This window comes from Fervidicoccus sp. SLHALR4, from assembly GCF_058692745.1.
Genome location: NZ_CP182483.1, coordinates 719,661 through 737,317 on the forward strand (window position 1 = coordinate 719,661; position 17,657 = coordinate 737,317).

14 protein-coding genes are annotated in these 17,657 nt (G+C 47.7%); 5 read left to right on the plus strand and 9 right to left on the minus strand.

The features are described 5' to 3' along the window. Positions 1-2 precede the first annotated feature (2 nt). Positions 3-1,013, minus strand: a complete 1,011-nt coding sequence (locus ACLGLO_RS03845; RefSeq protein WP_492129070.1) for an ABC transporter substrate-binding protein — start codon at positions 1,011-1,013, stop codon at positions 3-5. 224 nt (positions 1,014-1,237) lie between these two features. Between ACLGLO_RS03845 and ACLGLO_RS03850 the strand changes: the two genes are divergently transcribed. The 4 genes from ACLGLO_RS03850 to ACLGLO_RS03865 all read left to right on the plus strand — a co-directional run bounded on the left by ACLGLO_RS03850 (position 1,238) and on the right by ACLGLO_RS03865 (position 6,747). Next, positions 1,238-3,541 carry a sodium-translocating pyrophosphatase gene (locus ACLGLO_RS03850; protein WP_492129071.1) on the plus strand — a complete coding sequence of 768 codons (2,304 nt, stop codon included), beginning with the start codon at positions 1,238-1,240 and terminating at the stop codon, positions 3,539-3,541. 48 nt (positions 3,542-3,589) lie between these two features. Then, entirely contained in the window at positions 3,590-4,225 is a 636-nt protein-coding gene (locus tag ACLGLO_RS03855; RefSeq protein WP_492129072.1) for a hypothetical protein, read from the plus strand. Positions 4,226-4,298: 73 nt separating this feature from the next. Continuing rightward, on the plus strand, positions 4,299-5,183 hold the full coding sequence (locus ACLGLO_RS03860) for a cation diffusion facilitator family transporter (protein ID WP_492129073.1): 885 nt from the start codon (positions 4,299-4,301) through the stop codon (positions 5,181-5,183). Between the two features lie 448 nt (positions 5,184-5,631). Further along, on the plus strand, positions 5,632-6,747 hold the full coding sequence (locus ACLGLO_RS03865; protein ID WP_492129074.1) for an aminopeptidase: 1,116 nt from the start codon (positions 5,632-5,634) through the stop codon (positions 6,745-6,747). On the opposite strand, the gene ACLGLO_RS03870 is transcribed toward ACLGLO_RS03865, so the two are convergent. From ACLGLO_RS03870 to ACLGLO_RS03880, 3 genes are all read right to left on the minus strand, one after another. Next, positions 6,740-8,242 carry a carboxypeptidase M32 gene (locus ACLGLO_RS03870; RefSeq protein ID WP_492129075.1) on the minus strand — a complete coding sequence of 501 codons (1,503 nt, stop codon included), beginning with the start codon at positions 8,240-8,242 and terminating at the stop codon, positions 6,740-6,742. The two genes, ACLGLO_RS03865 and ACLGLO_RS03870, sit on opposite strands and share 8 nt — an antisense overlap. Positions 8,243-8,310: 68 nt before the next feature. Next, on the minus strand, positions 8,311-9,045 hold the full coding sequence (locus ACLGLO_RS03875) for a nucleotidyltransferase family protein (protein WP_492129076.1): 735 nt from the start codon (positions 9,043-9,045) through the stop codon (positions 8,311-8,313). 348 nt (positions 9,046-9,393) lie between these two features. Further along, positions 9,394-10,200: a hypothetical protein gene (locus tag ACLGLO_RS03880; protein WP_492129077.1), complete on the minus strand. Its 807-nt coding sequence runs from the start codon at positions 10,198-10,200 to the stop codon at positions 9,394-9,396. Positions 10,201-10,622: 422 nt separating this feature from the next. Between ACLGLO_RS03880 and ACLGLO_RS03885 the strand changes: the two genes are divergently transcribed. Continuing rightward, entirely contained in the window at positions 10,623-11,390 is a 768-nt protein-coding gene (locus ACLGLO_RS03885) for an NAD-dependent protein deacylase (RefSeq protein ID WP_492129078.1), read from the plus strand. A 267-nt stretch (positions 11,391-11,657) separates the two neighbouring features. On the opposite strand, the gene ACLGLO_RS03890 is transcribed toward ACLGLO_RS03885, so the two are convergent. The 5 genes from ACLGLO_RS03890 to ACLGLO_RS03910 all read right to left on the minus strand — a co-directional run bounded on the left by ACLGLO_RS03890 (position 11,658) and on the right by ACLGLO_RS03910 (position 17,509). Continuing rightward, entirely contained in the window at positions 11,658-13,331 is a 1,674-nt protein-coding gene (locus tag ACLGLO_RS03890; RefSeq protein WP_492129079.1) for a DNA polymerase domain-containing protein, read from the minus strand. After that, the gene (locus ACLGLO_RS03895; protein ID WP_492129080.1) at positions 13,303-13,557 is read right to left on the minus strand and encodes a hypothetical protein; all 255 of its coding nucleotides are present in this window, start codon (positions 13,555-13,557) and stop codon (positions 13,303-13,305) included. Before ACLGLO_RS03895 ends, ACLGLO_RS03890 begins: the two co-directional genes overlap by 29 nt. Continuing rightward, positions 13,521-14,198 carry a hypothetical protein gene (locus ACLGLO_RS03900; RefSeq protein WP_492129081.1) on the minus strand — a complete coding sequence of 226 codons (678 nt, stop codon included), beginning with the start codon at positions 14,196-14,198 and terminating at the stop codon, positions 13,521-13,523. Before ACLGLO_RS03900 ends, ACLGLO_RS03895 begins: the two co-directional genes overlap by 37 nt. A 214-nt stretch (positions 14,199-14,412) precedes the next feature. Beyond that, the gene (locus ACLGLO_RS03905; protein WP_492129082.1) at positions 14,413-15,363 is read right to left on the minus strand and encodes a sodium:calcium antiporter; all 951 of its coding nucleotides are present in this window, start codon (positions 15,361-15,363) and stop codon (positions 14,413-14,415) included. A gap of 10 nt (positions 15,364-15,373) precedes the next feature. Beyond that, complete coding sequence (locus ACLGLO_RS03910) at positions 15,374-17,509, minus strand: amino acid permease (protein WP_492129083.1); 2,136 nt, start codon at positions 17,507-17,509, stop codon at positions 15,374-15,376. Positions 17,510-17,657: the final 148 nt, after the last annotated feature.

Genomic DNA, 17,657 nt, shown 5'->3' on the forward strand with positions numbered 1-17,657 from the left:
ATTCACTTGATCTGCGCGATTTCACTATCGCTCAATCCGTATATATTTCTGTAGAGCTGCAGCCTGATATCTGTGAGGTTGAGAGCGGAGGCTTCGCTTGGATGGATGATCTTTGCTAGATAGGAGAGAAGCAGCACGAACCTAGGGCTTGTCGGCGTATACTCTTTTGAAACCTTGAAAACGCTGCCGTTCTTGATGGCAGTTACGCTCTGGAGCCTCTGGTCTGTGAGCAGGTCGCTGGGGTTCTGAGACACTCTGTAGCTCAGCACAATGATATCGGGGTTCATTTTGACAACATCTTCATAGTTTATGAAAATCGTGCTGGCATTGCTGGAGAGCCCCTCACTCAAGCTGATGCCGCCGGCCAAATCTATCAGTTGATTCTCTATTCCCTGCGTAACTATCTGAATGCCCGACGTCCCTATCGTCCTTATGAAGAGAACCTTCGGCCTCTCAGTAGAGTTGGAAACCATCGAGGATATCTGATTCACCATGCTGTTGAGGTAGTTGATGACATACTGGGCCCTCTCCTCTCTGTTCAAGGCCTTACCTATGATTGAAATGGTCTTGTAGATATCTTCAATGCTATTCGTCCACGGTACTCCTATAACAGTGAGGTTGTGGTCTACATAGCTCTGGAGCTCCTGCTGTGTTCTTATATACGTTATTATCAGGTCTGGTTTGAGCGAGATCAGCTTCTCCAGGTCAACACCATTCGTGTATGTTAGTGGCGTCGCATTCAGTATGCTTGGTGGAAAGCTCATGGTATCCAACCTTCCTACGATGAGGTTCCCTGCTTCGAGAGAATATATGATTTCAGCGGAGCCGGAATCAAGCACAACTATTCGCGAAACGTTGATGGGGACTGTCACATTCCTCCCCAAGCCATCTGTTACTACAATGAAGTTGCTTTTTTGATTCTGCATTGCCCCATAATGCGTAAAAGCATAGAGGCCTGCTAAAACAGCTGCAGCAGTGATAACTGCTATTAAAGCTATAAGAGAGCTCTTCAAGGAGATCACCGAATTTTTCTATCAGATAGCACAACTAATAAACGTTTTCATCCTTACATTAAAAAAATTGTAATGTTCGCGCTTCAGAAGGCGGAGAGCATTAAAAGCACATTTCTGGAGTATTAAAAGACATTTATAATGTTTTATCATTCAAAGAAAAAGATAAAAGCCATTCCTTCCGAGCTTGAGAATAGCTGTTTATAATTTCAAGCTTTAACTTTGAGGTGAAACAGTTGGTTTCCACAGCGGTCCTGGGTCTGCTTGGAGGAGCGCTTGGATTTGCTTCGGCGTTGCTGATGTACTATATGCTTTTGAGGGAAGAGATGGGAACAGAGCGCATGATCGAAATATGGAGGGCCATCAGGGAGGGTTCATCCGCCTATATGAGGAGGCAGACGAGGACAATTCTCTCCTTTTCCATTTTGATGGCTGCGGTTGTTGTGGCTGCGGTGTACTTTGGCTACAGGATGAAGCTTCTAAACACCTATCCTCAGCTCGCCAGCGAAGTTCTGAAGGAATCAATGCTCGTAGGCATTTCAGTGTTTCTTGGATCCCTCTCTTCAATCGTTGCTGCTTTCTTCAGCATGGATGCCTCCACGAAAGCAAACGTCAGGACTGCTGCCTCTGCCATAAAGAGCGCGCAGAGAGCCCTCAGGACCTCGGTGATCGGGGGGGCTGTCTTGGGACTCTCAGTGCCGTCTCTTTCTTTATTCTCCATATCGGCCCTCTACCTTGCTTATTCAGCCATCTTCGGAGCAAGCATTGACAATCCGCTTAACTACAGATTCGTTTTAGACAGCCTGGCTGGTTTCGCTTTCGGCGCCAGCCTCTCTGCTCTGTTTGCACAGCTCGGCGGAGGCATCTACACGAAAGCAGCTGACATAGGAGCAGATCTTGTGGGGAAAGTGGAAGCATCCATACCAGAAGACGATCCCAGAAACCCTGCCGTGATAGCAGATCAAGTTGGCGATAATGTGGGAGACTGCGCTGGAAGGGGGGCGGATATATTTGAGAGTGTCACCGCGGAAACCATAGGGGCAATGATGATCGGATGGGTAGCATATTTCATGCTGGCAAACGCTGGTGTCCAGGCCGAGCACTCATCGAGGCTGATGTTTCTCCCTCTCTTGGTATCGCTGATTGGGATCGTTTCCTCTCTGCCAGGAATACTCACCATAATTCTGCAGAAGAAATACAGGGAGCCTATCGAGCCGATGCGAAATGGAGTAATGGTTTCTTCAGCCGTCGCGCTGGTGCTTCTGCCGCTGCTGTACTACTATACTTTCCCGGAGATCTGGATCAACCTATATGTTGCCTCTATCGTTGGAATAGCGGCAAGCATAATCATGGTTCTTGTAACGAACTACTACACAGGCCTCCGCTCAAAATCCGTCATTGAGATTGCTGAGAGCAGCCAGAGTGGGCCAGCGTTGACCTTCCTCTCTGGTTTGTCCGTTGGAATGAGGGCAACGCTGATACCTGTGATAACGATATCAATCGCAATCTTGGCATCATTTTATGCTCTGTATTCTTCTCCGCTCCCAGCAGCTACTCAGGCATCTATAGGAGGAATAAACCTCTCGAAATTCATATACGGGATCTATGGGAGCGCTATTGCCACGATGGGGATGATCACTCTCACGGGGATTATAATGACCCTCGACGGCTCCGGTCCCATTGCTGACAACGCTGGGGGGATAGCTGAGATGAGCGGCCTCAGTAAGGAAGTGAGAGAGAGGCTCGATCCCCTCGATGCACTTGGAAACGTCACCAAAGCGCTGACGAAGGGATTCGCAATGGGCAGTGCAGCTCTTGCATCACTGCTCCTCTTCCAGGCATTCGTTCAGGACTTCGTAGCAAGAGATCCCTCAGTCCTCACAGTCTCGGCTTCGGCCTTCTCGATAAGCATATCGGGCTTCGCTGATGCTCTCAGGAACTTCTTCGGCGGGCTCGTAGTAACTAAGCCTGTCGTTCTCATCTCAATTCTCATAGGAGCCATGCTTCCCTACTACTTCACTTCAATGGGTCTCAAGGCAGTAACCAGAGCAGCTTATATGATGGTGGAGGAGGTCAGGAGGCAGTTCAGGGAGAAGCCTGGAATATTGGAGGGAAGAGAAAAGCCCGACTACTACAGGGCCGTCGATATAAGTACGCAGCAAGCCATCAGGAACATGATCGCCCCCTCTCTCTCAATAATAATAACACCGCTCGTGCTGGGAACACTTTTCGGTGGGCAAGCCGTAGGAGCGCTGGTTGTAGGAGCGACTGCCAGCTCAATTGTTTTGGGAATAATGATGATGTGGGGAGGAGCTGCTTGGGATAACGCCAAGAAATACGTTGAAGCAGGAAATCTGGGAGGAAAGGGATCGCCAGTTCACGCAGCGACAGTTGTTGGGGACACAGTAGGGGATCCGCTCAAAGACACCGTTGGGCCCTCGCTCCACATCCTGATCAAGCTGCTGAACACGATATCGCTCGTCTTCATCCCTCTCTACATGCTGGCAGTCCTTCAAGTCCTCTTCCCATGAGAAAATTTTTAAAATGGCAGCATTCTAAACGTTCTCGTGCGATAGAGCATGAACAATGCCGGTGCTATACTCATCACTGTTTTTCTTGTGCTGTTTGCAGCCTCTGCTCAGACTTCAAATGCACAGGAAAAAGTGCTCGAGTACGAACTCCTAATATATTCTTCTTCAATGGATCTCCTAGCAAACATGACATTGATCTACGTCCCGCCATCCAACTTGACGCTTTACGGAGCCTTTGACGGAATGCCCAAAAGCGATCTTCTCTCCATACTTGAAGCTCCCGATCCATCGCACTTCAAGCTTTCGGCCCAGCAGATAAGCGAACTCACCAGAAATGGAGTTCTAAACATGTCGGGGTGGACTCTGTACTATCAAGGAAAGGGAGCCTTCCAATTGATCAACGGCAAATTCGTCGAGGGCCCAGAAGTTCTGATATCCTTCAGCTACGGATCAAAAAACGCCATGTATGATTCCCTCTCCGGGAACCTCATTTGGGAGAACTTCTACGTCTCGGTGAGCAGCTCTTCAGGCTATTACTTCATCTTCACGGCGCTTCCCTCTGAAACTATAGAAGGAACTGCGATTCCCACTCTGAACCTTCAGATTCTGGATGCGATGGTGGTCGCAATAACATTGATGGCAGCTTACTCCCTCCTGACCAGAAAAAGATATAGGATCTTGTAATTAGTATTAAACGGATCTCTCGTATAGGAAAAATATTTTAATTTTGAAATATATTTCAAATTTGGTGCGGTGCATGTTCAATTTCAAAATTGGGGATCCACGGAAGGCCGAGAAGAAGGAGGCGATCTATTCAATAGTAATAAACCTAATCGTTTTTGCTATGAGACTGTTTGCCGGTATAGCAATCGGAAGCACTGCATTGATAACCGATGCTTTCCACGGGTTGAGCGACAGCATAACTTCCCTCGGCGTCTTCATTTCCTCCAAGATCGCGTCGAAGCCTCCTGACAGAGAGCACCCTCTCGGTCATGGAAGGGTAGCTGATCTCGGATCTCTCTTCATAGGGATAATGCTCATCGCTCTCGGGGCCATCTTCATCCTGGAAGGCTCACGCTCCCTAATCTTCCCGAAACCTCTCAGAGAGCCGTTCATGCTTGAGGCCATCACCATAACGCTCATAACTGTTGCGATCAAATACTACAACTACTATCTAGCGAAGGAGCTCGGGAAATCCAGCGGTTCATCTCTGTGCGAAGCAGACGCTCTCCATCATAAGATGGACGCTCTCATTACTCTTGGGGCTGTAGCAGGAGTCGTTGCGAATTGGTTGACCGGTGTAGCCAGAATAGACGGGATTCTCACAATCTTGATATCGGTTTTCATAATCTTTGAAGGAACAGAGCTGATGGGTAGGGTCTCTCAGGTTCTCATGGACAGAAATATAGAAGATGTGGCATCTGAGGTCAGGAAGATAGCGCTTTCGGTTGATGGGGTGAAGAAGGTGGGCGACGTCGTTGTGAGAGAGTCGGGAGGAGAATTTTTGGTAAGCATAGTGATAAGCGTAGACGGAAAGTCCACATTGAAAGAGGCGCATTCTATAGCTGACGAAGTTGAAAAGAGAATAAGGGAGAAAATACCGAAAATCGTGCGGGTTCATGTACATGAAGAGCCGGCCTGATATCCTCTCTTACTGAAGTGCTGTTGGTCAAAAAGCTTATGCTTTCTTAAATGGGACACCCTTCTCAACAAGAGCAATTTGAAGAGCCCTCTTTTCCGTCCAGCTAAGAAAACTGCAATCTGCTTGTCGATTCACACCATAATGAGGAAAAAAGCCGAGGTCTCGCATATCATATGCGAAATCCAGCAGGAACTCAATCAGAGCCGCAGCTCTGGACGGGAATTGTTTTCCACTCGAGCTTTTCTGCTTTGGGGTATGAAGCAGAATTACAATTCCATGCCTTCAAAGAAAGAAGAGACGATTTGACTAGAAGCTTAACTGCTTCAAGCATCACTACATGGTCAGACCTGCGCGGGGCTGTCATCGCTCAGCTCCATCCTTTCGAGCAACATCATCCCAAAGATAAAACTATTAAATAAGCAATATAAATAATCCCGAGGTGACAGTTTTGTCCTTCAAGACACCCGAAGAAAAGTTCGCTTCGCTGCTCGCGAGCTACTGCATTGGGGTTAAGCCCCTCTCTGAAGTCATGATATCTTCCACAATAGCTGGAATGCCTCTCATAGTTGAGCTCTACAAGAAGATAGTAGACGCTGGGGGCTATCCAAGGATTTCAATAGCCAACGAAGAGCTCACAGAATACTTCTACAGGAAAGCTCCTGCCGAGCTCCTCGAGTACCTCTCACCTATAGACAAGTTCATCATGGAGAACATCAGTGGCATGATAAGAATAATCGCGCCGACCCACACCAAACCTCTCACTGGAGTGGATCCGGAGAGGATAAGCAAGGTGGCTTCCGCTACAAGGCAGCTGAGCGAGATCATGCTGAAGAGAGATGCGGCAGGCACCCTGAGGTGGACGGTTACTGCTTACCCTACAAACTCCATGGCGCAGGAAGCTGGTTTCTCTCCCCTTGAGTGGAGGGATTTCGTATTCAAGGCTGTCAAGCTGTATTCCGATGACCCTGTTGAGGAGTGGAAAAAGCAGGCCGCAGTTCAGGAGAAGGTGGCCGGCTTCCTGAATAAGGTCAAGGAGCTGAAAGTTCAGGTGGGAGACGATACAGATCTATATCTGAGGTTCGATAACAGGCTTTGGATCAACGATGATGGCAGAAACAACATGCCTGGAGGGGAAGTTTTCAGCGCCCCCATAGAGGACTCGGTCGAGGGGAAAATAACCTTCACTTATCCAGCCATATGGAGGGGCGTTGAGGTGCAGGGAGTCAGGCTTGTATTCAGAAGGGGAGAGGTGGTTGAAGCAAGCGCTGAAAAGGGCGAAGAATTCCTCAGGAAAATGATATCGACGGATGAGGGAGCAAGAAGGCTCGGTGAGTTCGCCTTCGGAATGAATTACGACATAACTAGATTCACCAGAGAGATACTGTTCGATGAGAAGATTGGCGGCACAATCCACATGGCCCTCGGCTCAGCATACCTTCAGACCGGAGGGAGGAATGCTTCATCGATACACTGGGACATGATAAAGGACATGAGGAACGGAAAAATTTATGCTGATGGAGATTTGGTGTACGAAAATGGAAGGTTCATAAAGAGCGTTATCTGAGGTACTTTTCTTCAATGTACCTTACATAGTATTCTGGATTTACATACTCGCCGAGAGACTTCATCAGGAGCTCCGGTGGGGAATAGGTAGCCCCATATCTGTGTATCCTTTCTTTCAGCCAGTTTCTGACAGCTCCAAAATCTCCTCTTTCTATGATCTTGCTTATCGGCGATACCTCTGCTTCCAGCTTGGCCTTGATCTGAGCCGCTAGAACTGTTCCTAGGCTGTAGGAGGGGAAGTATCCTATGCTGCCCTGACTCCAGTGTATATCCTGGAGGAACCCTTCGCTGTAATTCCTTGGCCTAATGCCGAGGAGCTTTTCCATCATATCGTTCCAGAGCTCCGGCACATCGGAGACCTTTATTTCACCCGCGATGAGCTGCCTCTCTATCTCGAAGCGGAGCGCTATGTGGAAGTTGTATGTCAGCTCATCTGCATCAACTCTTATGAAGCTCGGTCTGACCAGGTTCACGTATCTGTATATATCATCGTCATCGTATCCTTTCAGCTCGGGGAACTCCTCTCTGAGCATTCCTCCAAGAATAGATGCAAATGGCCTGCTCCTCCCAATGATGTTTTCCCAGAATCTAGACTGGCTCTCATGCACTCCCATGCTGACCCCTGTCCCTATGGGCGTCATGGAAAGCTCATCATCAATTTGCAATTCGTAGAGGGCGTGGCCGAACTCGTGGATCGTTGAAAGGATGGTTCTCCTCACATCGAAGCCCTCATACCTCGTTGTTATTCTGACATCTCTGTGGCCGATGTTTATGGTGAAAGGATGTGCGGAAACATCCAGCCTCCCCCTCTTCCTCGGAAAGCCCAGCAGATCCAGGATCTTCTCGTTTATCCTCTTGGCCTTTTCCTGCTCATATCTGTAGCTTTCCAGGTAGTGGCATTTGGGGAAAGCTTCGCTCTTGGAGGCGTACTCCAGAGACCTCTTGAGAGCTGGAATTATTGAATCGAACATCTCCTTAGCCTTTCTAGTTGTGAACCCCTCTTCAAAGTAGTCCATGAGGGCGTCGTACGGGTGCTCTCTGTATCCCAACTTCTCGGCCATCTCCCTTTCCAGTGCAACGATGCGATCGAGATAGCTCAGGAACGGTTCAGCTTCTTTCTTCTCTCTCGAAATGAGCCAAGCCTCATGAGCCTTAGTGGTAACTTCTCTCAGCTCAGCTATAAGCTTCTCTGGGATTTTCTCCGCCCTCTCTATCTCTCGGGAAAGCACTCTGAGCACTCCCCTCTCCTGATCTGTCAGCCCATCCCTTCCTGAAGCTCTTTCGACCAGCTGTTTCAGCTCCGGAGAGAGGAGAAGCCTGTGCTGAAGCACTGCGAGCTGCGAGTTTGCAGCGCCTCTCTCTTCAATGGCCTCGGGAGGCATGTTGGTCTCCATATCCCACTCCAGAAGGGCGATAGCATATCCTAAGCTCCATACCTGTTTGTATCTATCCAGTATCTCTCTGACAAGAGGATCCGGAAAGTACTTGCTCTGCAAATCTACCACCTTCGGATGCTTATAACTGGGAGTAGCCAATTAAAAAATGCTTTCCTCGGCGAGGCAGATTATAGGAAAATCTTTTCCAAATCATCTGGGTCGATCTTCTTGTATCTTTCTAAGCTCCCAACATCGTACCATTCTCCATCATGAATGTATCCGTACACTTTCTTCCCGTGGCTCATAGCTCGGGGGATGAAGTCGCCCATGAAATCGAAGCTCAGATCTAAACCCGACATTATTTTTTCATCGAACGCGCTCCTCTCAACGACTGCTATGCCTATTGTAGCATTTATGTTCAGGCTCGGCTTTTCCTCCATTTTTTTAACAAGACCGTTGCTCTCCAGCTCAGCTATGCCCACGGGGACAGAGTATTTTCTGGAGACTACCAGAGTGATTTCAGATCCTTTCTCTTCATGGAATTCAAGAAGCTTTTTTACATCTAAGTTTGCTAATATGTCCCCGTACCAGACTAAGGCCCTGGTCTTCACTAGACCCTCTTGGAAAGCCTTATATATCGAACCGCCAGTATTGGTGTATCCTCCTGGCTCATCAATAGAATACCTGATCTTCACACCGAACCTGCTGCCCGTATCGAAGTAGTTTTTAATGTACTTCCACCTATGATTTACCAGCATAACTACATCATCGATCCCGTGCTTCGCGAGCCACCTCACTATATATTCAAGTATAGGCCTCTCCTCGTTCCCAATAGGTATCATGGGCTTCGGTATCAGCTCTGTATAGGGATGAAATCTCGTTCCCTTTCCCCCTGCAACAATGAGAGCGGTCTCTCCGTTCATAGAACATTCACATTATTAATGTTAGAGTTTTCTTCATAATTAAAGATGATCTATACTCCCATCTTACAGCTGAAGCCTCGTCTTTTAAGGCGGAGATAGGAAGCTTATGAATTTCTACGAACATATCAAAACATAGGATCGAGCGAGCATGTCGGGCTATGAAGGATTCCTAACCTTTGCAATCAGGATGGGGGTCACCCCCCCAAGCCTATGGAAAGAATACCGATCCAGATGCAGGGGGAACCTGTGAACTCCTGAAGGGAAGCTTCCCCCTTTAGAGTGGAAGGAAGCCAATTCGGCTAAGGAAAAATCTTCTGTCTAAGACGAAACGCGAGCTTTTCGGGACGCTTAATCATTGATTAAAACCGTCGCACCTCTCGATAGTCTTGTCACTTTGACACCACTTCTGCTTTTAATAAAATCGGAGGCCTTCGAGCTCACCTCCATCACATAGGAGCTACATGAAGCCGAAGAAGGGATGAGCATGAAGAGGCCTCCCATCGATGGAAAGAGCGGAATATCTTCGCTTCCTTTAAGCCACCCTTCTCTCTTGAGGATGGAGTTCGACGAACTGACGAGGGCCCTGAGGCCTTCCTCGTTTTCACCTGAATAAATTAAGGACAGCCCTTCTACGAAATCATAGAGCGCCGACTTGGGAGCACTGAATTCTCCCCCGGGGTTCACGTTTTCAAGGAAAATCAGCTTTATCGCTTCGCTCGGATAGAAGTATCTCAAGAGGGCTGGAGTTCTTCCTCGAATAGAGTAAATACTGATTCCTCCCAATAGGGAGGAAGCGGCTGCTGCTCTGAACTCCTGATCAACTTCCAGGCCCCTCATGAGATCCAGAAACTTCCCGCTCGAATAAAAACCTGCCAGTGCAGCTGCTATTGAGCACGACAGACAACCCTCGCTCGTTTTATCAAGTTGCTGAAAACTCAAAAGGGCTTTCTTCATGCCTGCCGAAGCCAAAGTATTTTCAATAGTTTCTCTTTTCTGAGAGCAGTAGCATCTCAGATCGATCTCGATCTTTCCATTGACATCTCTGGCGACTGCGTAGTCTTCTCTACCTTCTATGCTGAGAACTATGAGAACTTCTGAGCTCTCAGCTCTTATTTTCGAGACCAACACTTCAGGAACAGTAACCTCTGCTTTCAAGCTCCATTACCTTCGAAACTTCATTTTCTAGAAGATCACCTTTTTATCTTTCTGAACGGTATAAGTTACTTCTTAGGCGACCGATAGGCATTCCGATTTTTTCTGGTCACGGCCATCATCTTATAAGCGGTCTGTACAGACGACACTTTCCCATATTTCATCATTTTCATTGACTATATGTAGCTTATTTCTTTAAACCGTTTGCCCCGCCTGCATCATTTTGGTTTGAACTTTAGTGCATTGCACTTGCGGAGGGAACTTCACCTCGCCTACAGCTGTTCATTCGCCACTATGGGTTTATGAGCGGATGTCGATCCAAGCGGCACCTGGCTCATATCTACATTCTCCATCTCTCTTGTCAAAGCAGTATAGTTGACTTTAATTCAGGTCTTTACTTTTATAAATGCAATGGAGAAAGGACCATGTCGCTTTCAAGAGAAACATTGATAGCGAAATCGCTGGTAGAAGCTAGAGGGAAAGCCGTGTTTTTCACTGGTGCGGGTATCAGCACTGAGAGCGGATTACCAGACTTCAGAGGGAAGCACGGTCTTTGGATGAAGATCGATCCAGAAATATTCAGTCTGGATTATTTCACAAGCCAACCTCACATTTCTTGGAAGCATTATATTGAGAGAATTTACTTCCCAATTTTGAGAGCAGAGCCCAATGATGCTCACTTCTCAGTTTCAAAGCTTGAATCGATGGGTCTCATAGAAGCTGTCATAACACAGAACATCGATAGGTTACATTGGAAAGCAGGAAGCAAAAATGTTATCGAGCTGCATGGAAGATTCGATGAGTTTGAGTGTGTGAATTGCGGATTTCGAGGAAAGATTGATCAAAAAATTGTTCAGATTGTTGAAGAGGGAAGGGTGCCAATTTGTCCAAAATGCGGCTCTCTTTTGAAGCCAGCCGTCGTCTATTTTGGAGAACCTCTCCCAAGGGAAGCTCTAGACGAAGCATTCAGATTGGCCAGCTCGTGCAGAGTGATGATTGTTGTAGGTAGCAGTCTTTCGGTCTTTCCTGCAGCTCTCATTCCAAGAAAGGCTGTTGAAAGAGGAGCAGAGCTCTTCATAATAAACGAGTCGCCAACGCCCCTCGATCCATTCGCATCAATTGTAATCAGAGAAAAGGCCAGCAGAGCGCTTCGACGAGTAGTTGAAGCTTTGAAAACTATTGAGAAAGATTGAGAGGAAAAAATACGCAACAACAAGCAATACATACAAAATCAACCTCAAAATTTTTAAACAGCTTAAAATTTCTCTGCGGATCGCAAAAGAAAACTGAAGCATCACCTCAGAAGGAAAAACGTTCAAGGATTGGTACCAATTTGAGCTTTTATTCTGCAAGGAATGCGCAGTATGCTGAATGGTGGAAGAATCGAGAAGAGCGATTGATGCCACTGCAAAATTTCGAGACGATAAACTCCTTGCTTTAATCCGCCGGCATTATTCTTTTCAAGGAGGCCGTGGAGAAAGCGACGCGAGTTCTGGTTGCCTTTTCTGCAGGAAATGGAAAAGCTCTGAGCACAGCCTCCTTGGGTGCTTATTTGAAAGGAGCAAGTCTATGATAGGGTCCTCTCCTCCCTCGGGAATCGATACCGTCTCGATGCCAGGACACTTGACCCCTTTTACGATGATTCTGCCTTCTCTGGTGATTCCATAGTACCTGTTCGGTGCTCCGCCCAACCCCGCTGTCGCTGTTTTCGGGAATATAAGGGATCTGTAGATAGCTTCCACCTTTATTTTCATTCCAGTCTCTCCTTCTATAGCCTTCTTCAGCCTCATGACTTCTTCGTCATCCATCCTCTCTCCATGCTTCCAGACGAAGAGGCTGTCCACTATGAAATGGATCACTTCGTAGCCCTGCTCCTTCGATGCTGCAATGGCCCTCCTCATGATCTCCTTAGAAATGGATACAACGCTCTCGTAAGCAAGTGTGCTTCCAAATCTGGAGTTTCTGTAGCCGAGGTAGCCGAAGCTGGCCACCATTATCCACTTGAGCGCCCTCTCTCTTCTGGAATCCTTCCAGCTTCCTCTTGCTTTCAGCTCATCCCTCCTTCTCACAAGCTTCTCCAGCACGCTGGAGACGAGCCCAGCCGTGTCAATGCATATTCTGTGCAGGGAGCCGGGAGGAGATATCTCGTGGAGGCAACCAGGCCTCTCCATAGTTTCAGGCGATATGTTGAACCTGGCAATTATGGAGGGATAGAGGCTGGAAAAATCAAGCTGGACAGCATTTTTATACACTCCGGGCCTCGGGAGGCCAATCAAACCTCCGCTGTCAGCCTCGAGCAGTTCCTCAATCGTCCTCCATCCTTCGGTCCTCGGCCTGAATGGCGGAACTATCATCCTCCTCTCAACAGCCTTCAAGGCCTCTATCTCGGTGAGGATGTGGCCTATGCTCCTTTCTACTGTTTCTTTTAGATTAGTGTAGGAAAGCCTAGCAAGCTCCATGAGACCTACAACATCATCTACAGGATTTCCTCTCTTCTCAAGCTCAAGGCAGATGGGAGCCTTTATGAGCTTGCAGGAGATCCTGCTCCCATCTACCACAGCTATGTGGTAGTCCTCGCTGACATCGCTGAGCTGCTCGATGGACATATCCTCCAGCAGGGTCTCCTCTTCCAGTCTCTCTCCATCTTCAGCTATTATGGTGGAGGAGAGAATAATCTTACTCTTCCTCTCTGCTGCGTACAGCACTCGAACAGGAGGGAGATCCAGCTCTATCTCCCATGGATCTCTGCCATCCCACTGGAAAAGCGGTATATTGCCTCTTGCAAGAGCCAGAGATTTGCTCGAGGGTTGCACATTAACTCTCTCCGCGGCGAATCCCTCTAACCTCTTCATTACTTCTCTGATGCATGGGAGGCACTCTGCCTCCGCTCTAACTATTTTTCCCTTTTCACTATACCACGGCGGAAGATACCAGTCTTCTATGAAAGCATCTTCTATGAAGGGAAACTGCCTGAGGATTTGCTCCAGACTTTCCGCATCTCGATTAACGGGAGCCAAGTAGAATGGATAGCTAATTTCCACTTCCTTTTCTCTGAGCCTACCTTTGCCGTCTATTTGAAGCAGCTTGACTTTTCCCCTCGAAAATTCAGCTTTCAGGTTCCAGTTTCCGCTCAATTTCATTCACCTTCTCCAGGGCTCTGAGCAGTCCTGCTAGGAGAATGGCGTAAGCCTTATCGTATGGAGGGACAGATCTGAAAACCGGCGCGAGATCCGCGTAGCCGTCTATTATCTCCTCGATTGCCTTCTTAGCTTCTGGATCATGAACGCTTTCCATGATCCTGATCAGCCTCTTTATCTCCGGATCTAGAGCCATTCTAGCAGAAGGGGTTGTTCTTCCCATGAGGCGCTCACCCCGTACAGCTCCCTGAGAGGGCCTGAAATCGAAATCTGCGGTCTAGTTGGGTGCTTTACCAAGATTGCTCTGTAGCTCCTCCTGCCGCTCTTCTCTATCCTGACAATTACGGCGACGGAGTGGTGGTGCATCTTCCCTCCCTCTGGGAGAAATCTTCCGAACTTTGTCACTCTGTTCAGCAACAAAACCCTCTTGCCTCTTGAGGATGCTGTTCTGATGGCAGCGGTTAGAGGAGTGAGCTTCGCATATTCTTTCGGTGAAGAAGGGGAATGAGCATATGGATCGAAAACAATAACAGACTTGTGAGGAAGGTCGGCAGCATCTCTCAGCATCTCAACAGCATCTTCTAGCCTGAACGCTCTGGAGATCAGAAAACCCTCTTCTGAGCACCTCATGTTCCTGAGAAGAGACCTGACAGCAAATAGGTCGTAGTTCAGCGGGCCTTCCTGGACTATACCGAGAACAGCTCCACCTCTGCAGTGGAGCGTAGCTGCAACAGTGTATGAGGCTGGATAGAGCAGCTCGAAATCTCCATAGATCTCAACAGCAATCCCTTCTGGCAGACATCCTGTGAGGTAGTCTATGCTTGTTATTCCTGTCTTAGCGCAGTTGCCCGCTTCAGTCTTCACTAGAACCACCCCCTTCATCGTTGGAGCCGGCTCCCATCATGCTGTTTTCAGCCTTTCAATATAGAAAAGCGGAAATATGCAAAAAGTCTAGGGAGGGGGTTGAGCGAAACTGATAGTTTTGTCCCTCTTTCGTAGCAATGAAGTAATGCGTGGTGCAGTGTTCGCGAGGCTGGAGCGTTCTACCAAGGGAAAAATCCACTGAAAAAATCTCCTTCTAAATCATGAGGATTCTGAGGAGATACCATATGTATCCCAATACTCCAAGGGGAGCAGTGATTCCGAAGTACCCAAACCAAACCGCCACTGACTCCATTGGCGAAATAACCAGAGCAATTTCTATAGCCGCTCTCGATGCGTGGTCCAAAGAATAGGCACCGAGAACCATCGCTAGACCTGGGTAAAAGGTCCCGTACAGCGCCTTCTCCCCGACCATTGCCCCCACGCCTTCATCATCTCTGTTTTTTGCTATGAAGATCAGGCCAACTATAGATTCCGGGACAACAGTTGCCAGAGGGACGATTAGCACAGACAGCGCGGTTTCGTCGAAGTTGAGCAGCAATCCTAGGGAATAAATGCCCCGCACCATCATTTCCCCACCGATGTACAGTGCAAGAATAGATGACAGGATCTGGAGGAGGGGAGCTTTCATCCTCAGAACCGGCTCCTCTTCTACGGAAGTGGTTCCTCTCATCATAAAATACGAATAGGCAAAATAGATCGCGATCAGAAAGAGCCCATAGATCCTGCCATATACTCCGTGCGTTTCTGGGTGGAGAAAGAGTATCGGAAGGAGAGGAACTGTGAAGACGATTAGTGGAACAGCTACAAATCTGTGAACTCTTATTGTTCTAGTTTTCCTCTTCCCTAAATAGAAAGCGAGTACTGCAACGAGAACGAATGTCGGATAGACCACAGTGCTTGCCATGAATGGTTGGGATACTATCGTCCCCCAAGCTATGTTTTTCCTCCCTTCAAGGAGAGCTATCAGGAACACAGCCATTTCCGGGGTAGATGTCAAGAGAGGGGCGATAATCATGGCTATGCTGGCACTGGAGCGATTAATCTTCCAGGAAATCCAATCCACGAGCTCTTCTATGAGAATACCGGAGATTACTACGAGGAAGATTCCTAGGGAGGTCTCCAATACTGCTTCGAGAATCGCCATATTCCCGTTTCTACCTCCAGCCGGTGAAGAGCTGCTTGAGCTCTTCTATTGAGAAGGAGCCTCTCTTGAAGACCATGAAGGGGAAGAGGAAATTGCGGCCGTATCTTCTTATGGACTGCCACACGGAGAAGCTGAAGACCACAATTCCAACTTCGCCTTCTGTTCTTATTATCTCTTCTATGATTTTCAGAACCTCCTTCCTCTTTTCCGGCTCGACCAACCTGGCCTCCACCTTCTTATCGGGGAAAATTTCCTCTAACCTTTCAACGATGTTCTTTTCGCTTTCGCTCACTATAGCTATCACCGATTTTGCCCTGGTATATGAAACGGGGGGAAAGTTCATATTGACGAGAAGCAGATCGCAGCTGGAAACAGGCTCGCCGGCTATCCTCCTGCCTGCTGGAATTGTCAGCCTTGCTGCCAGCCTCTTCGCATCTCTCAGGTCTGCTATGAGGAGATCGATCTTCTCTTCTTCTGTGGTTGCCAGGAGAGCATCAGGGATCGAGTGCGTTACTCTTATCAAATATCTAGTAGGTATTCCCAGGTCGTTCAGGTGATCTGTGATGTCCTTAAGAGGCTTGGCGTCCCTCTCCATCAATTTGGAACCGAATGATAGGGGGGTTTGTTCCGGTAGCTCAATGAGATGCACTATGTTGAGCTCTCCGTCCTTAACCTTCGCAATATGTGAAGCGATTTGGACCAGGCCCATCCTCTTGTCTGAAGGGTAAAGGACCATGATCCTGTAATCTTTCCTCACAAGGCTCCCGTGGCCAACCACGAGGGGGAGCTCATGCTCAACTTCATATTTGAAAATGAAGCCTTTATACAGAAAGAAGCCGAAGGCGATCAATCCCAGAGTTGCAAGGGTGGCCAAAGGAGAGAGGATCAACGCTACAAAGAAGAAGAAAATCTTCAAAATGAGCCCAAGCATGGGGATGAGGGGAAAAAGAGGAGTCTTGAATCCATAGCTGAGCTTATTTTCGTACATGAGCCTCAGCTTGATCCCTGAATAATTTACGATGATAAAAAGAAGGTTGAATAGTATTCCTACAATGAATGCTGAGACAACTACATCCATGAAAAAGGACATCACTATCATAACGGCTGTGGAGAATAATATTGCATTGGAAGGCGTTCTGTATCTATCATGGATTTCGGCGAAAGACTTCGGGAACTCCCCGGCTCTAGCCATTGCTAATAAAACTCTAGAGGAGGAAAACATTGTAGAGTTTATTGAAGAGAGTATGGTCGCCAGACCCCCAAGCGCTACTATGGGTCCACCATATTTGAACATCATAGACGCTGCTTTAATAACGCTCCTGTCTCCAAAATGCAAAGAGAATTCGTAAGCTCCTTCACCTAGGATCCCCATGGTAGAAATTGTTACGAGCAAATACAGGGCACTAGCTGCCAGAAGAGTTGAAAGTATTGCTTTAGGCAGGTTTTTGAGGGGAGATTTAGTTTCTTCAGCCGTCTGCGCCAATATCTCATATCCCTCAAACGCGATGACCACAGTTATCATAGCAATGAAGATTGAGGGGACATTTGTGAATCTGACGCTATCTGAGAGCGCAGCTGCGAGCTTCCCGCTCACAACACCTATGTAGCTACCATAGGCAGCATAGGAGACTATAATCGCTGTAAAAGTTAGGCCAATCAGGATTGAGAATCGGCCTACTTTAGAAGTTCCACTGTAGTTGAGGAAGCCAAACAGCAGAATCAATGCTACTGCAACAATTCGCTCTAGGAAGTAAGCCCCTATGTGAAGAGAGAAGCCCAGGTCATACAACAGCTGGGTAAACATCACTGAAAAAGATAGAGCATAGAAGGTGCCTGCCAAAGTATGAGCGAGCCAGTTGATCCATCCAGCAAAAAATGGAAACGGTCTAGGCATTGTCAGTTTGGCCCAAAGATACCCTCCGCCAACCTCGGGGATTGCTGAGGTAATTTCTGAATAGACGAGAGCTGTTATGGCTGCTATGAGCGAGCTGACTATTAGCGTGATTATGGCTCCTAAGGTGCCGCTCATTGCAATCGTAGGTCCTATGAGAACTACTATGGAGCCTCCGATTATAGCGCCCAATCCTATGAAGAATGTGTGCATGAAGCCGAGGGAGCGCAATAGCTTATACCTGCTCTGCGACAAATCTTCGCTACCTCCAGCTGCCATCTCAACGCTTTGGTTTTCTCTCTGCACAGCAACCTGTGAACGTTTTTGTTTTATATAATTCTCAATAAATAGCTTTTTTGGTGAAAGAAATTAAAGTGTCGATTGAAATTTTGAGCTTAATATA

Excerpts from the sequence above, each read along its gene's own strand:
- ACLGLO_RS03855 (WP_492129072.1), top strand. The coding sequence starts at position 3,590 with ATGAACAATGCCGGTGCTATACTCATCACTGTTTTTCTTGTGCTGTTT.
- ACLGLO_RS03860 (WP_492129073.1), top strand. The coding sequence starts at position 4,299 with ATGTTCAATTTCAAAATTGGGGATCCACGGAAGGCCGAGAAGAAGGAG.
- ACLGLO_RS03875 (WP_492129076.1), bottom strand. The coding sequence starts at position 9,045 with ATGAACGGAGAGACCGCTCTCATTGTTGCAGGGGGAAAGGGAACGAGA.
- ACLGLO_RS03885 (WP_492129078.1), top strand. The coding sequence starts at position 10,623 with ATGTCGCTTTCAAGAGAAACATTGATAGCGAAATCGCTGGTAGAAGCT.
- ACLGLO_RS03895 (WP_492129080.1), bottom strand. The coding sequence starts at position 13,557 with ATGGGAAGAACAACCCCTTCTGCTAGAATGGCTCTAGATCCGGAGATA.
- ACLGLO_RS03905 (WP_492129082.1), bottom strand. The coding sequence starts at position 15,363 with ATGGCGATTCTCGAAGCAGTATTGGAGACCTCCCTAGGAATCTTCCTC.